This window comes from Pseudomonas haemolytica (assembly GCF_009659625.1).
Lineage (GTDB): Bacteria > Pseudomonadota > Gammaproteobacteria > Pseudomonadales > Pseudomonadaceae > Aquipseudomonas > Aquipseudomonas haemolytica.
The window spans coordinates 556,902-572,531 of the sequence record NZ_VOIW01000003.1 but is presented as its reverse complement, the minus strand read 5'-3'; the positions used below and the strand labels follow the sequence as shown (position 1 = coordinate 572,531).

Annotated in this window: 14 protein-coding genes and 1 riboswitch; of the genes, 9 read left to right on the top strand and 5 right to left on the bottom strand. The window is 60.3% G+C overall.

From position 1 onward, the window contains the following. Positions 1–179 precede the first annotated feature (179 nt). Positions 180–286: riboswitch (S-adenosyl-L-homocysteine riboswitch) on the top strand. A 21-nt stretch (positions 287–307) separates the two neighbouring features. From ahcY to rhlE2, 5 genes are all read left to right on the top strand, one after another. Continuing rightward, positions 308–1,717, top strand: coding sequence for an adenosylhomocysteinase (ahcY, locus tag FRT59_RS13050; RefSeq protein WP_034116200.1), 1,410 nt, complete (start codon positions 308–310; stop codon positions 1,715–1,717). A gap of 178 nt (positions 1,718–1,895) precedes the next feature. Next, positions 1,896–2,741, top strand: coding sequence for a methylenetetrahydrofolate reductase [NAD(P)H] (gene metF / locus FRT59_RS13045; protein WP_153837471.1), 846 nt, complete (start codon positions 1,896–1,898; stop codon positions 2,739–2,741). Positions 2,742–2,820: 79 nt separating this feature from the next. After that, the gene (locus FRT59_RS13040) at positions 2,821–3,903 is read left to right on the top strand and encodes a hypothetical protein (RefSeq protein WP_034116202.1); all 1,083 of its coding nucleotides are present in this window, start codon (positions 2,821–2,823) and stop codon (positions 3,901–3,903) included. 62 nt (positions 3,904–3,965) lie between these two features. Continuing rightward, positions 3,966–4,769 carry a substrate-binding periplasmic protein gene (locus tag FRT59_RS13035; RefSeq protein WP_034116203.1) on the top strand — a complete coding sequence of 268 codons (804 nt, stop codon included), beginning with the start codon at positions 3,966–3,968 and terminating at the stop codon, positions 4,767–4,769. Positions 4,770–4,991: 222 nt separating this feature from the next. Continuing rightward, a complete protein-coding gene (rhlE2, locus tag FRT59_RS13030; RefSeq protein WP_153871388.1) occupies positions 4,992–6,896 on the top strand; it encodes an RNA helicase RhlE2 in 1,905 nt (634 codons plus the stop codon). 68 nt (positions 6,897–6,964) lie between these two features. Here the strand turns inward: rhlE2 and FRT59_RS13025 are convergent, their stop codons facing one another. Both FRT59_RS13025 and FRT59_RS13020 read right to left on the bottom strand, forming a co-directional pair. Then, on the bottom strand, positions 6,965–7,564 hold the full coding sequence (locus tag FRT59_RS13025; RefSeq protein ID WP_153837468.1) for a YceI family protein: 600 nt from the start codon (positions 7,562–7,564) through the stop codon (positions 6,965–6,967). 32 nt (positions 7,565–7,596) lie between these two features. Next, the gene (locus FRT59_RS13020) at positions 7,597–8,148 is read right to left on the bottom strand and encodes a cytochrome b (RefSeq protein ID WP_034116206.1); all 552 of its coding nucleotides are present in this window, start codon (positions 8,146–8,148) and stop codon (positions 7,597–7,599) included. Between the two features lie 272 nt (positions 8,149–8,420). On the opposite strand from FRT59_RS13020, the gene FRT59_RS13015 reads away from it, so the two are divergent. Beyond that, positions 8,421–9,827, top strand: a complete 1,407-nt coding sequence (locus tag FRT59_RS13015) for an adenosylmethionine--8-amino-7-oxononanoate transaminase (RefSeq protein ID WP_153837467.1) — start codon at positions 8,421–8,423, stop codon at positions 9,825–9,827. Positions 9,828–9,885: 58 nt separating this feature from the next. Further along, on the top strand, positions 9,886–10,605 hold the full coding sequence (locus FRT59_RS13010; protein WP_153871387.1) for a 16S rRNA (uracil(1498)-N(3))-methyltransferase: 720 nt from the start codon (positions 9,886–9,888) through the stop codon (positions 10,603–10,605). A 13-nt stretch (positions 10,606–10,618) separates the two neighbouring features. On the opposite strand, the gene FRT59_RS13005 is transcribed toward FRT59_RS13010, so the two are convergent. Then, the gene (locus FRT59_RS13005) at positions 10,619–11,536 is read right to left on the bottom strand and encodes a transporter substrate-binding domain-containing protein (RefSeq protein WP_034116209.1); all 918 of its coding nucleotides are present in this window, start codon (positions 11,534–11,536) and stop codon (positions 10,619–10,621) included. 93 nt (positions 11,537–11,629) lie between these two features. Further along, positions 11,630–12,871, bottom strand: a complete 1,242-nt coding sequence (locus FRT59_RS13000; protein WP_034116210.1) for a D-amino acid dehydrogenase — start codon at positions 12,869–12,871, stop codon at positions 11,630–11,632. 107 nt (positions 12,872–12,978) lie between these two features. Between FRT59_RS13000 and FRT59_RS12995 the strand changes: the two genes are divergently transcribed. Further along, positions 12,979–13,881: a LysR family transcriptional regulator gene (locus tag FRT59_RS12995; protein ID WP_153871386.1), complete on the top strand. Its 903-nt coding sequence runs from the start codon at positions 12,979–12,981 to the stop codon at positions 13,879–13,881. Positions 13,882–13,909: 28 nt separating this feature from the next. On the opposite strand, the gene trhA is transcribed toward FRT59_RS12995, so the two are convergent. Beyond that, positions 13,910–14,527 (bottom strand): PAQR family membrane homeostasis protein TrhA, encoded by a 618-nt coding sequence (gene trhA, locus FRT59_RS12990; protein ID WP_153871385.1) that lies wholly within the window; start codon positions 14,525–14,527, stop codon positions 13,910–13,912. 145 nt (positions 14,528–14,672) lie between these two features. On the opposite strand from trhA, the gene FRT59_RS12985 reads away from it, so the two are divergent. Further along, the gene (locus tag FRT59_RS12985; protein WP_034116212.1) at positions 14,673–15,587 is read left to right on the top strand and encodes a LysR family transcriptional regulator; all 915 of its coding nucleotides are present in this window, start codon (positions 14,673–14,675) and stop codon (positions 15,585–15,587) included. The last annotated feature ends 43 nt before the right edge of the window (positions 15,588–15,630 follow it).

Sequence of the window (15,630 nt, the reverse complement as noted above, 5' to 3'; positions counted from 1 at the left end):
GCGAAATGATGGGAAACATCATGGCAGAGCCCGGGCCCAAGCTCTATGAGCGATTGCCTATCAACCCCATGAGCGATCTTCATGCCGCTGACGGAAAGGCTTGGGAAGTACGGCGTACACGGCTATAATCGCCCCCGCTTCAAAACGGTCATCTTCGATTGATACCGTTCTCCCGCCACCTGTCCGAGGGGCGCTGCAGCAGGTTCAACCTGTCAGGCTCGGATGGGGCGTTGTCCGGCCCGGTTGCCCTGGCCTGATACTAAACGCACAACGGCGCCCATTCGCACACTACGAATGGAGGCTCTTCATGAGCGCTGTAATTACGCCTGCAGATTTCAACGACTACAAAGTCGCCGACATGTCCCTCGCTGCCTGGGGCCGTCGCGAAACCTTTATCGCCGAATCCGAAATGCCTGCCCTGATGGGCCTGCGTCGCAAGTACGCCGCTGAGCAGCCGCTCAAGGGCGCGAAGATCCTCGGCTGCATCCACATGACCATCCAGACTGCCGTACTGATCGAAACCCTGGTTGCCCTGGGTGCCGAAGTGCGCTGGTCGTCCTGCAACATCTTCTCGACTCAAGACCAGGCCGCCGCCGCTATCGCTGCTGCCGGTATCCCGGTATTCGCCTGGAAAGGCGAGACCGAGCAAGAGTACGAGTGGTGCCTGGAGCAAACCATCCTCAAGGATGGCGCGCCATGGGATGCCAACATGATCCTCGACGACGGCGGCGACCTGACCGAGCTGCTGCACAAGAAGTACCCGCAGATCCTCGACCGCGTCCACGGCGTGACCGAAGAAACCACCACCGGCGTACACCGCTTGCTGGACATGCTGGCCAAGGGCGAGCTGAAAATCCCGGCCATCAACGTCAACGACTCGGTGACCAAGAGCAAGAACGACAACAAGTACGGCTGCCGTCACAGCCTCAACGACGCGATCAAGCGCGGCACCGACCACCTGCTGTCGGGCAAGCAAGCCCTGGTGATCGGCTACGGTGACGTGGGCAAGGGTTCGTCCCAGTCCCTGCGTCAGGAAGGCATGATCGTCAAGGTTTCCGAAGTTGACCCGATCTGCGCCATGCAAGCCTGCATGGACGGTTTCGAAGTGGTTTCGCCGTTCATCGACGGCGTCAACGACGGCACCGCCGCCAGCATCGACAAGGCCCTGCTGGGCAAGATCGACCTGATCGTCACCACCACCGGTAACGTGAACGTCTGCGACGCCAACATGCTCGCAGCCCTGAAAAAGCGTGCTGTGGTGTGCAACATCGGTCACTTCGACAACGAAATCGACACCGCTTTCATGCGCAAAAACTGGGCATGGGAAGAAGTGAAGCCGCAGGTACACAAGGTTCACCGTACCGGCGCTGGTGATTTCGACCCGCAGAACGATGACTACCTGATCCTGCTGGCCGAAGGCCGCCTGGTTAACCTGGGTAACGCCACTGGCCACCCAAGCCGCATCATGGATGGCTCGTTCGCCAACCAGGTACTGGCCCAGATCTTCCTGTTCGGCCAGAAATACGCCGACCTGTCGCCGGCCCAGAAAGCCGAGCGCCTGACCGTGGAAGTACTGCCGAAGAAACTCGACGAAGAAGTGGCCCTGGAAATGGTCCGCGGCTTTGGCGGCGTAGTGACTCAACTGACCAAGACCCAGGCCGATTACATCGGCGTGACGGTTGAAGGTCCGTTCAAGCCGCACGCTTACCGCTACTGATTTGCCTGCTGCCCGCTCTCTATTGTGGGGGCGGGCTTGTGTGGGAGCGGGCTTGCTCGCGAATGCGCTGTATCAGCCCATACATTCGGCGACTGACACACCGCATTCGCGAGCAAGCCCGCTCACACATTAAATCGGTGCATGACTTCCGGTATCTGAGTTTCATAGGGTTATTACCATGTCCCAAGACCGTCGCTACAGCTTCGAGTTCTTCCCGACCAAGACCGATGCTGGGCATGAAAAACTGATGGCGACTGCCAAGCAGCTTGCCAGCTACAACCCCGACTTCTTCTCCTGCACCTACGGCGCCGGCGGTTCGACCCGCGACCGCACGATCAACACCGTGTTGCAGCTGGAAAGCCAAGTCAAAGTTCCCGCCGCTCCGCACTTGTCATGCGTGGGCGACAGCAAGGACGACCTGCGCGGCCTGCTGACCCATTACCAGCAAGCCGGCATCAAGCGCATCGTTGCCCTGCGCGGCGACCTGCCATCCGGCATGGGCATGGCCAGCGGTGAGCTGCGCTACGCCAACGACCTGGTGAGCTTCATCCGCGAAGAAAGCGGCGATCACTTCCATATCGAAGTGGCCGCTTACCCGGAGATGCACCCACAGGCGCGCAATTTCGAAGACGATTTGCAGAACTTCGTGCGCAAGGCCAATGCTGGCGCCAACAGCGCAATCACCCAGTACTTCTTCAACGCCGACAGCTACTTCTACTTCGTTGAGCGTGTACGGGCGATGGGTGTGAACATCCCGATCGTGCCGGGCATCATGCCGATCACCAACTACAGCAAGCTGGCGCGGTTCTCCGACGCCTGCGGTGCGGAGATCCCACGCTGGGTGCGCAAGCAGCTGGAAGCCTATGGCGACGACGTCAAGAGCATCCAGGCGTTCGGCGAGCAGGTCATCACCGAAATGTGTGAGCAATTATTGCAAGGTGGTGCGCCAGGGCTGCATTTCTATACCCTGAACCAGGCTGAACCCAGCCTTGCTGTCTGGAACAACCTCAAGCTGCCACGCTAAGGCTTGACCGGTTGTACCAAGGCCCTCGTCCAGACGAGGGCCTTTGTCGTTTTACGTGACCCACGGAACCCCGCAGTCCATGAATACAGTGCCCCCGACTTCCCGCCCGCAACTGGTCTACCTGGTCTTCGGTGCCGAGACCTACCACCAGGAAGCAGTCTTCAGCATCGCCAGCGCACTGGCGTTCCTGCAGGACACCCCGGACGCGAACGTGGACATCCAGGTATTCAGCGACAACCCCGAGCCTTATCGCCTGCTGCCAGTACGCGTGCGTCCCCTCGACGACGCCACCCGTAAACGCTGGAGCGAGCCCCACGGCTATCACTTCCGCACCAAACACGTGGTGCTGCGCCAAGTATTGGAAGAGTCCCCGGTGGCGTTGCTGATCGACACCGACACCTTCTTCCACCATTCGCCCATGGCCCTGTTCGAACGCGTACAGCCCGGCACCCTGCTGTGCAACGCCTTCTACACCAAGTACGGCGACAACCACGAAAGCATCCTCTACACCGCCCTGCACCAGCGCCTGCTGGACATGGGCGTGGCCGACGATGACATGATGACCCTCAACTCCGGAGTCATGGGCCTGACCCAACAGGATGCGCACATCCTCGACCGCTCCATTGAATTGATGGATGAACTGTTCCCCCACGCCCAGGGCGCCTACACCCTGGAAGAGTTCTGCCTGTCCATCGCCGCCTACCGCACCGTCAACGTGCGCGAGTGCCCAGACCTGATCCATCATTACTGGAGCCGCAAGCAGCTGTTCCGGGCCAAGGTCAAGGCGTGGATCGCCAAGCACGCCAGCGCCCCGACCAGCGCGCAAGCCCTGGCCGATACTCGCCAGGTCTCCTCGCACCTGCCGCGCCCGCCGCGCTTGCAGCGCCTGATGTACAAGCTGATTACCCTGCTGCTGCCCAAGCACCAGCAACAGTTCATCCGTGAGATCCTCTACGGCTGCTACGAACACGAGAACGAATTCGACCAGGCCTGCGGCCCGGTTTGGTGGGACAAGGCCCGACAAAACCAGGAAGAACGCCAGAAGCGCCCGATCGATGCCCACCAGTTGGAACACTGGTTCGCCAACCCCGTGGTGCGCCTGATTCTAGGCGAGCGCCGTGCCGCGATCCACGAACACCTACTGGACGCTCCGGTGAAATAAGGCCGCCCGCCAATGCGCGTGCCAGAGCTTCTCTTTCTTCCGGGAGCGTCGTAACCTCAGGTATGCCTGTCCTTTTCAAGCTGTTGACCGCTGCACTTTTTGCTTGCCTGAGCCTGGCCGCTTATGGCGAGAAATTGCGCATTGTCACCGAGCCCTGGGCCCCCTACGTTTATGAGGACAACGGCAGCATGGCCGGGCTGGATTATGAAACCACTGTGATCGTCTTCCAGCGCCTGGGCGTGGAGGTGCAATGGCAGTTCCTGCCCTGGAAGCGCTGCCTGGCGATGCTCGAACAGGGCCATGCCGACGGCGCGCTGGATATCTTCCACAGCCAGGACCGTGACGCTCTGCTGCTCTATCCCAGCGAGCCCTTGTCAGCAGTCGAATTCGTGCTGTTCTACGCCAACGAACGCCCTCACCCCGCCGAAACGCTGGATGACCTGCGTGGCCTGACCGTCGGTATTTCCCCCGGCTACCTCTATGGCGATGCATTCAGTGAGTCCAGCGCATTCCAGCGTGAACCCGCCCCCAGCCATGAAGCCAATTTCGGCAAGCTCATGCTCGGGCGTATCGATATGGTGGTGACTGACCGGCGAGTAGGGCAGCACGTGATCAAGGCGCTGGGCCTGGAGGGCAAGGTCAGCCAGGCATCGGTGGTAGTCAGCCACCAGCAGCAATTCCTCGCGGTACGGCGTGGCGCAGGCATGGACCTGCTGGTACAACGCTTTGCCGCCGAGCTCAAGCGCTTCAAGCAAGAGCCGGCCTATGCCTCCTTGAGCGCCAAATATGCTGGAATACACCCGCAAACAGCGACGATGCCAGCCCGCAGGCACGCCGTTGAGCAGCAGGAAAGCAGCGCACCGTGATTGCTCTGTTATACTCCGGCCTTTCCGCCAGGCTTACGCCCGGCCGCTGAGGTCTTGAAAAAGGCACCCAACCCAGCTACTGCGCAGCTTTGCAGCCCGCGCGAGCTGGTGGAGTGCCCGCCAGACGCAGCAGGACCGGACGGGATTGCGCTCCCCTAAGCGCCATTCACGCCCGGCAAGATTATCCCTTTGGGCCAAGCCCTAACTAAAACAGGATTACTCATGTCCTTTGCTTCCCTCGGTCTCTCCGAGGCTTTAGTCCGCGCCATCGAGGCAGCGGGCTATACCGAGCCTACTCCGGTGCAACAGCGGGCCATTCCCGCCGTGTTGCAAGGTCGCGACCTCATGGTTGCGGCTCAGACAGGTACCGGTAAAACCGGCGGTTTCGCCCTCCCGATCCTGGAGCGGTTGTTTCCCAACGGTCACCCGGACAAATCCCAGCGTCACGGCCCACGCCAACCGCGTGTACTGGTCCTGACCCCTACCCGCGAACTCGCCGCCCAGGTGCACGACAGCTTCAAGTTGTATGCCCGCGACTTGAAGTTCGTCAGCGCCTGCATTTTCGGCGGCGTCGGCATGAACCCACAGGTTCAAGCCATGTCCCGTGGCGTTGATGTGCTGGTGGCTTGCCCCGGTCGTTTGCTTGACCTGTGCGGCCAAGGCAGCGTCGATTTGTCCCACGTGGAAATCCTCGTGCTGGACGAAGCCGACCGCATGCTCGACATGGGCTTTGTCCATGACGTGAAAAAGGTCCTCGCTCGCCTCCCGGCCAAACGTCAAAACCTGCTGTTCTCGGCAACGTTCTCCCAGGACATCACCGCCCTGGCCGGCAAGCTGCTGCACAACCCGGAACGCATCGAAGTCACGCCGCCGAACACCACGGTCGAGCGTATCGAGCAACGCGTGTTCCGCCTGGCCGCCAGCCACAAGCGTGCACTGCTGGCGCACCTGATCACCGCCGGCGCGTGGGAACAGGTACTGGTGTTCACCCGTACCAAGCACGGCGCCAACCGCCTGGCCGAGTACCTGGACAAACACGGCCTCACCGCCGTCGCCATCCACGGCAACAAGAGCCAGAACGCGCGTACCAAGGCCCTGGCCGACTTCAAGGCCGGTTCCGTGCGCATCCTGGTAGCCACCGATATCGCCGCCCGCGGCCTGGACATCGACCAACTGCCACACGTGGTCAACTTCGAGCTGCCAAACGTCGATGAAGACTACGTGCACCGTATCGGCCGTACTGGCCGTGCCGGGCGTTCGGGCGAGGCCATTTCCCTTGTCGCGCCGGACGAAGAAAAACTGCTGAAAAGCATCGAGCGCATGACCAAGCAGAAAATCGCCGACGGCGACCTGATGGGCTTCGATGCCAGCGCCGTGGAGGCCGAGAAGCCTGAAGCGCGCGAGCGTCCGGATGTGCGTAACCCACGCAACCCACGCGGTCCGAAGGGCGATGGCCCGAACGGCGGCGGTGGCGGCGGTGGCGGCGGTGGTCGTCGCGACAAGGGCAAGGACAAAGGCGGCAAGGAAAAAGCGCCGACCAACGGCCGTGGCGAACGCCCAGCCCGTGAGCAGAAGCCTCGTGAAGGCACCCCGGCCCGCGAACAGCGCCAGCCGAGCCAGCCACCACGCGCCGCAGCCGCCGACCGTGCCCCGGACGAATTCCTCGACGACGATGTGGATAACTTCGGTAACCGCGTCGACTACGTGCCCCAGGCCAAGCCTGCCCAGGGCCGTGGCCGTCGTCAAGGTGCCCCGGCACAAGGCGCCAGTGCAGGTGCAGGTGCTCCGCGTGGCGGCCAGCCTCAGGGCGGTCGTCAGAACGGTCCACGCAACAGCAGCGGCGGCACCACCGGTACCCCGCCTGCCAAGCGCAGCGGCCCGCGTAATGGTGCACCGCGTGATGGCCAGGCGCGTCGCGAAGATTCGCGCAGCAACAACCGCCGCCCGGCCCGTGACGACCAGCCACGCCTGTCCGAGCCAGCGGTGCAAAACCCGCGTGGCGGCCCGGCGCCGAAGATCATCCACAAGGAGTCGAAAGCTGATCGCTTCCCGACACCCGAGCAGTTGGACCAACTGCCAGGCCGTCCTCGTGGTGAAAAACCAGCGCTGCTGACCCGCAACCGCTGAGTTTCAACGCGCCATAAAAAATGCCCCGCATCGAAAGATGCGGGGCATTTTTGTATGCGCGGCGAAAATTACTTCGCTTTCACACCTTCAAAGGTGATGTACAGCTGAACCACGTCGGACTGTGGACCTACGTCCATGCCCTTCGGAACGAACTCTTTACGGCTGATCGAGGTGGTGCCTTCAAAGCCGGCACGGTAGCCGCCCCATGGGTCCTTGCCTTCGCCCAGGAACGTAGCCTTGACCACGATAGGCTTGGTTACGCCATGGAAGGTCAGGTCGCCAGTTACATCAGCAGTCTGCTTGCCATCAGCGTTCTTGCCGGTTGGCTTGACGCTGGTGGAGACGAACTTCGCGTCAGGGAATTTGCCCGACTCCAGGAAGTCTGCGCCGTTGACGTGCTTGTCGCGCTCGGCGTGGTTGGAGAACACGCTGGCAGTGCGAACATTCACTTCTACCTTAGCGTCTTCTGGCTTGGCGGCGTCGAAGCTGAACTTGCCGTCCAGGTCCTTGAAGGTACCGGTGATGTAGCTGTAGCCCAAGTGGCTGATCTTGAAATCGACGAAGGCATGCTGGCCTTCCTTGTCGATCACGTAGTCAGCAGCCATCGCCGAACCTGCGGACAGCAGGGCAGAACCGATTGCCAGCGCAGCGAGTGTTTTTTTCAACATGCTTTCTATTCCTTATGAGTCGAGGTTGAACATCAGGCTTTGCGCCCCAGCATTCGTGTCAGGGTCGCATCACGATCGATAAAGTGGTGTTTCAACGCAGCCACGCCATGCAAGCCGGCGAAGACCACCAACACCCAGGCCAGGTACAGGTGCACCCAACCGGCGGTATCTGCCTGGTCCGGTAGACCGGAAACAACGGCAGGAATTTCAAACAGACCAAACACCGGGATACCGACACCGTCTGCGGTGGAAATCAGGTAACCAGCAATCATCACGGCAAACAGCCCCACATACAGGAACGCGTGCCCAAATGCCGCACCGATCCGCGTCATCCGGCTGTAGCTGGCCAGCGGTGGTGGCGGTGGGCTGACCAGGCGCCAGACGATACGCACCAGCATGATGGCGAACAGCGTGATGCCAATGCTCTTGTGCAGGTCGGGTGCATCTTTGCGCCAGGCGCTGTAGTAGTCGAGACCGACCATCCACAGGCCCAGAGCGAACAGACCAAACACCACCAAGGCTACGCCCCAGTGCAAAACCATGCTGACCCAGCCATAGCGGGCGGGCGAATTGCGTAGCTGCATGTACTTAATCCCGTAAGAACTGTGCCCAAGACTAGCGTTTTACCTATCGAATTAAAGCGGAAAATTTCGCTTTGAAATATCGAGAAATACGATGAAGAGGCTAGGGATCATAAATTAACAAGGGATTAAGACTATTCCCAAAAAACGTGACAGACCGTCCTGCATTTACTGCCAATTCTCTGACAATGGCTTGTGACACGCGCCACCATTGCATAGGCTTGCGCGATTGTTTCACCTGCGCCCGCCGCAGGACCGCTTCGAGGAGATAACCGATGGGCTTGAACAACCAGTGGATGCAACGCGACCTCGCGGTGCTGTGGCATCCCTGCACCCAGATGAAAGACCACCAGCAACTACCGCTGATTCCGATCAAACGCGGTGAAGGCGTGTGGCTGGAAGACTTCGAAGGCAAGCGCTACCTCGACGCCGTCAGTTCCTGGTGGGTCAATGTGTTCGGCCACGCCAACCCGCGTATCAACCAGCGCATCAAGGATCAGGTCGATCAGTTGGAACATGTGATCCTCGCCGGTTTCAGCCACCAGCCGGTGATCGAGCTGTCCGAGCGCCTGGTGCAGATGACGCCTGAGGGCCTGACCCGCTGCTTCTACGCCGATAACGGTTCATCCTGCATCGAAGTCGCGCTGAAGATGAGCTTCCACTACTGGCTCAACCGTGGCCTGCCAAACAAGAAGCGCTTCGTCACCCTGACCAACAGCTACCACGGTGAAACCATCGCCGCGATGTCGGTGGGCGACGTGCCGCTGTTTACCGAAACCTACAAGGCGCTGCTGCTCGACACCATCAAGGTGCCCAGCCCGGATTGCTACCTGCGCCCGGAAGGCATGAGTTGGGAAGAGCACTCGCGCAACATGTTCCTGGCCATGGAACAGACCCTGGCCGACAACCACGCCACCGTGGCCGCCGTGATTGTCGAGCCGCTGATCCAGGGCGCCGGCGGCATGCGCATGTACCACCCGGTGTACCTCAAGCTGCTGCGCGAAGCCTGCGACCGCTACGGCGTGCACCTGATCCACGATGAAATCGCCGTGGGCTTCGGTCGCACCGGCAGCATGTTCGCCTGTGAACAGGCCGGCATCCGTCCGGACTTCTTGTGCCTGTCCAAGGCCCTCACCGGCGGCTACCTGCCGCTGGCGGCGGTGGTTACCACCGAAGACGTCTACAGCGCCTTCTACGATGACTACCCAACCCTGCGCGCCTTCCTGCATTCCCACAGCTACACCGGCAATCCGCTGGCGTGCGCCGCGGCCCTGGCGACCCTGGATATTTTCGAAGAAGACAACGTCATCGAAAACAACAAGGCCCTGGCCCAGCGCATGGCGACTGCCACCGCGCACTTGGTCGATCACCCCCATGTAGCGGAAGTCCGCCAGACCGGCATGGTGCTGGCCATCGAGATGGTGCAGGACAAAGCCACCAAGGCTGCCTACCCGTGGCAGGAACGCCGTGGCCTGAAGGTCTTCGAACATGCCCTGGAACGCGGCGCACTGTTGCGGCCATTGGGCAGCGTGGTGTATTTCCTGCCGCCCTATGTGATCACGCCGCAGCAGATCGACTTCCTCGCCGAGGTCGCCAGCGAAGGCATCGATATCGCCACCAACAGCAAAGTCAGTGTCGCGGTGCCCAAGGACTTCCACCCAGGCTTCCGTGACCCAGGCTGATCTTCCCCATGATCGTACCCACGCTCCGCGTCCGCCTTGCACACCTCAGAGAACAGAAATGAGACTGTCCCGCTTTTTCACCGACACCCCGCTCAGCCTTGGTGATCACGAACTGCCCGAAGCCCAGGCACACTACATCAGCCGTGTGTTGCGCATGGGCGAGGGCGATGCCGTGCAATTGTTCGACGGCTCTGGCCAAGAGTTTCGGGGCACGTTGCTGGAAGTCGGTAAAAAACGCGTCAGCGTGCAGCTAACCGAAAGCTTCGCCGGCCAGGCCGAATCACCCCTGCACACCCACCTCGGCCAGGGCCTGTCCCGGGGCGAGCGCATGGATTGGGCGATCCAGAAAGCCACCGAACTGGGTGTCAACGCGATCACGCCGATCTTCAGCGAGCGCTGCGAAGTGCGCCTCAAGGACGAACGCGCCGACAAGCGCCTGCTGCACTGGCGCCAGGTGGCGATCAGCGCCTGCGAGCAATGTGGACGTTCGACGGTGCCGGTCATTCATGCACCGCTGCTGCTGGCGGATTGGTTGAAACAGGTCGACGCCGACCTGAAGCTGGTGCTGCACCCAGTGGCCGAGCCGATGGTCAGCCACGCCAAGCCATCAAGCCTGGCGTTTCTGATCGGGCCGGAAGGTGGCTTGACGGATGGGGAAGTTGAAACCGCCCAGGGCGCTGGCTTCCATGCCGCGCGGTTGGGGCCACGGGTATTGCGCACCGAAACCGCACCCGTGGTAGCGCTGGCCGTCGCCCAGCAACTCTGGGGCGACTTCTAAATGTGGGAGGTGATCACTCAACCGGATCACTCACCGGCTGGGCGATGATCGCCTTCAACTCGCTGGTCATCGGGAATTCCAGGTTCAACCCATTCGGCGCAATCGGCTGCTCGAACCAGCGCTGGTAAATCCCGTTGATCTGCCCCGAGCGGTATAGATCGCCCAAGGTCTGGTTCACCACCGCGAGAAACTGCGGGTCGTCCTTACGTACCATGCAACTGTAGATCTCCCGCGATTGCTCCTTGCCCACTACCACCCAACGGTGCGGGTCCCGGGCCTTGGCGCGCTCGCCGTAGAGCAATGCATCGTCCATATAGAACGCTACGGCGCGGCCGGTCTCGAGCATCTTGAACGCTTCGCCATGATCCCTGGCGCTGATCACGAACATGTTGCTCTGATGCTCGGCGTTGTAGCGTTTGAGAAAGCGCTCGTTGGTGGTGCCGGCGGTGGTTACCACGTTCTTGCCCTTGAGATCGGAAAAGCCATTGACGCCGCTGTCTTGGGCCGTCAATAGCTGCCCTTTCACATAGATGAACCCATAGGAAAAGGCCACCTGCTTCTGCCGTTCGGCGGTCACCCCGGTGGAGCCACACTCCAGGTCCACGGTGCCATTCTGCACCAATGGAATGCGGGTCTGGGACGTCACTAGACGATACTTGACGCGCAGGTTTGTCAGGCCGGTGTGTTCCCGGATACGCTCGACGATCCTGTGCGTGAGGTCCACCGAATACCCCATCGGCTTGCCGCTTTGATCGCCTATATACGAGAAAGGTACTGACGCATCACGATAACCAACGGAAATTTGCTGGTTAGTCGTGATTTTTTTCAAGGTTGCGCTGAATTCGCTCGCTGATGCCAAGTGCCCTACCAACACCAACGAAACCGTAGCGCAAGCCTTGCAAAGGCTACGGCTCACGACTGTTTTTTGCATAGGGCAATATCGCTCGCTATAGCTGTAGTTGGAGCCAGTACTTGCCCTATCCAGACAGCTGGGTTCATCTTCTTACACTCCAATAATCAAAGGTCAGGCTGCCCTGGGAAGAAACACATGGGCGTCGATCGAAGTCGACCGTTCTGCAATCATTTCAGCCAACAACTGGCCGCTGGCACACGCGAGCGTAAAGCCAAGAGCGCCATGCCCGAGGTTGAGCCACAGATTGCGATAGGAACTGGCGCCAATCAGTGGCAGGCCTGTGGGCGTCGCTGGCCGCATTCCTGCCCATTCAACCGCAGCGTCATAATTCCCGGCCATCGGAAACGTCTGGCGAGCCAGGCGTTTTATCACCGCCAGGCGCTTAGGTTCCGGTGCGCTGTTGAAACCCACCATGTCGACCATGGCTGCGACACGTAACTCTTCGCCGATGCGGGCATAAACAGTTCGGCGATCGTAATCGGTCACATTGATCTTCGGCGCACTGTGCTGCTCGCCGATGGGCACGCTAAGGCTGTAGCCCTTGAGGGGGTAAAGCGGTAAATGCATACCTGGCAAACCCAGGCTGGGACTGTTGTGGCCTGCCGCCAGGATCAGGTTCTCTACAGGTATGACTTCGTCCTCAAGCTCCACGGCCACAGCCGCACCAAACGCTTCATGGATACGTCGCACTTTGCGACCGTAGACGATGCGGCAGCGTCCCGACGCCTCCAAATGCCCACCAAGCTGCTGGCAGAATGCATGGCAATCGGCAACTTCTTCAGTGGGGTTGTAAATGCCGCCAACAAAAGTCCCTTCCATCAGGGACGGTTCAAGCTTGCGGCAGTCTTCAGCCGATAGCACCTGTTGCTGGAGGGGATCAGTCAATTTGCGCCGACCCTGTGCGAAGCTGTCGGCAGAGCGGAAGGTCAGCAGTTTTCCATTGCGCTTCCAGTTGAACCCCTCCAGATGGTCCTCTACCCGCCAACGGTTCAAGACGTCCTGGCTCATCGCTGCCAGGCGAAGCAAATGTGCGGAGTTTGTACGGTTGACCGAGGAACGGCAGGCCCCTATGAAAGAGGCGAGCCAGCGCCATTGCGAAAGGTCCAGCCGGGGCCTGAGTTTCAGGGGCGACTCCGAGCGCAGCAGAAAACCAAGCGCCTGGAGTGGCACGCCGGCATCGGCAAGGGGCGTGACGTAGCGATAGGACAGTTGGCCGCCGTTCGCAAAACTGGTGGCATTACCCAACTTTTTTTGCGCTTCGACCAAGGTGACTTCCATGCCTGCACGCACACATGCATAAGCGCTCGCCAAGCCTATGACGCCGCCGCCGATGATACATACTCGCTTTGCCATTCCGAAAAACCTCACATGGATTGAAACGAAATCCAGAGTAGGTTCAAGTGACAAAAGTTGAACAATGAATAAAGGTAAGCCACCTATAAGTTAAGGTTATGAAATCCATGCGCTTGCGACATATCGAAATTTTCCAGGCCATCCGTCAGACAGGCTCCGTGAGTGCCGCCGCACAGTTGCTGCACGTCTCGCAACCGGCGGTGAGCAAGGTGTTGCAGCACGCTGAACTGCAGTTGGGCTTTCCGTTGTTTCTCAGGGTGCGCGGCAAACTACAACCCACCCCGGAAGCCCTGGCACTGGAAAGTGAAGTCCAGAAAGTCACCACGAGCCTGCAAGGGGTGCTGCGCCTGGCCAAGAGTTTGCGCCATGCGCCGAAGCAAAGCGTGCGCATTGGCGCTATCCCCGCGCTGGCGCAGTCACTGCTGCCGCCATCCATACTCGAATGGAAGCGCAGCTACCCGGACATGGTCTGTGAGCTGTCCAGCGACCATAGCCGCGAGCTCGTACAGCAGTTATTGATGCGTGAGATCGACCTGGCGCTTACCCTGAATTTCTCCGGCCACCCTGGGCTCACCTCCCAGGTACTGGCGAACGGGGCGCTGGTGGCTTTGGCCGCCAAGGCGTACTGGCCTGAGGCTGAATCAAATAGGCCATTACCTTTGGCCGAACTGGCCAATACATCGCTGATTGGTCTTTCCAGCGCTGATCCATTGGCGGCCAAGCTCGACAGCTATCTGGAAAATCTCGACCCACCGCCGCAAATAAGCATTTCCGTACAAACCTATTCCCTTGCGCGGGCCATGGTTGAGTCCGGTGCGGGGATAACCGTGATCGCCCCCTTTACGGCCCTCGGTGCCTCCACGGCGACAATGTGCATCCGCACGCTGGTCCCGCAGCTACCGATTACCCTGTACGCCCTGACCCGCGCCAACGAACCGCCTCCGCATATGTTAGCCGACCTGCTGCAGATCTTCGGCAACCGGGCGCGCGAGTTGCTTGATCGATTGTAGACAGGGCTGGCTTGCCAGCTACCACAGGTCAAAGCACGTAATGCATGATCGCCACGAAATGCAGCAGGCTGCCGCCGATCACAAACAAATGCCAGATGCCATGGGAATGGCACAGGCGATCTTCCAGGGCAAAAAAGATGATGCCGACGGTGTACAGCACCCCGCCCGACGCCAGCCAGATAAACCCTGCCGTACCCAGCGCCGCCATCAGCGGCTTGACCGCCACCAGTACGATCCAGCCCATCACCGCGTAGATCACGATGGATAGAATCCGCGCCTCCGAGCGCGGCTTGATCTCTTGCAGGATGCCAATCACCGCCAGCCCCCACACAATCCCGAACAACGTCCAGCCCCACGGCCCGCGTAGGGTCACCAGGCAGAACGGCGTGTAGCTGCCGGCGATCAACAGGTAGATGGAAAAGTGATCAACCTTCTGCATGATCTCTTTTCGCCGCCCTTGCACGCTGTGGTACACCGTCGATGCGCTGTACAGCACCATCAGGGTAAAGCCATAGATCGCCACGCTGACGATCTTCCAGGGGCTGCCGTCCAGGCTTGCCACCACCAACATCCATACGGCGCCAATACACGCCGCGACTGCACCGAGCAAATGGCTCCAGGCGTTGAAACGTTCCCCGTGGTACATCTGTCACCGACCTCCTGCAACCCTTAAGAACAGGCGGACAAGCGTCCCGCCTTGCGCATAAGAGTGCAAGTGGCGTGTGACGTTCCGGCGACGACAGCAGCGTTTACGGGCACAATCGAGTGCAATCGAACAAGAGCCCACGGCCATGCTGATCGACGAAGAATTCACCCTCAAGAAGCTGGAAATCTTCCTGGCGTTCATGCGTACCGGCAACCTGGCCCGCGCCGCCGCCGAACTGCAAACCAGTAACGTCAGCGTGCACCGCGCCATCCACTCCCTGGAAAGCGCCCTGCGTTGCCCGCTGTTCAAACACGAAGGCCGCAACCTCACACCCCTGGAAAGCGCCTACGTGCTCGAAGAGCGCGCGCAGAAACTGGTGGCCGATGTGGTCGACAGCGTGCGCCTGACCCGCGAAGCCGCCGGGTTCTGCGCCGAACGCTTCAAGCTCGGCTCGCTGTATTCGCTGACGGTCAAGACCGTGCCGCAGTTGATCATGGGCCTGAAAATCCGGCGCAGCGAACTGAATATCGACCTGATCCTGGGCTCCAACTTCGACCTGCTTTACAAGCTCAAGAACATGGAAGTCGACGCGATCCTGATCTCCCTCGAAGAACACGCCAACGACCCCGACTGTGAGCAGATCGCGCTGTTCAGCGATGACATCTTCCTCGCCACCCCGGCCGACTCACCTCTGGACCGCAACCAGGAAATCGACTTGGCCGAGGTACGCGACGCCACCTTCATCACCCTCACCCAGGGCTTTGCCACGCATCAGGATGGCAACCGAGTGTTCAAGCAGGCGGGGTTCGAGCCGAAGGTGGCGATGCAGGTCAATGACATCTTTACCTTGCTGAGCATGGTCAGTTCAGGCGTGGGTTATGCGCTGCTGCCGGGGCGGATTGCGGCGGTGTATGAGAACCGCGTGAAGCTGATACCGTTGCAACCCAGGTACCGGTTGCAGCAGCATATCGGCGTGGTGTTCTTGAAAGCCAAGGAGCGCGACCCGAACTTGCTGGCGTTGTTGGCCGAGTGTCGGATGTATGCCAATCGCCAGGTTTGAGATCGCTATCGGGGGGCTTGCCCCCGATTACGTCAGTCCAGAC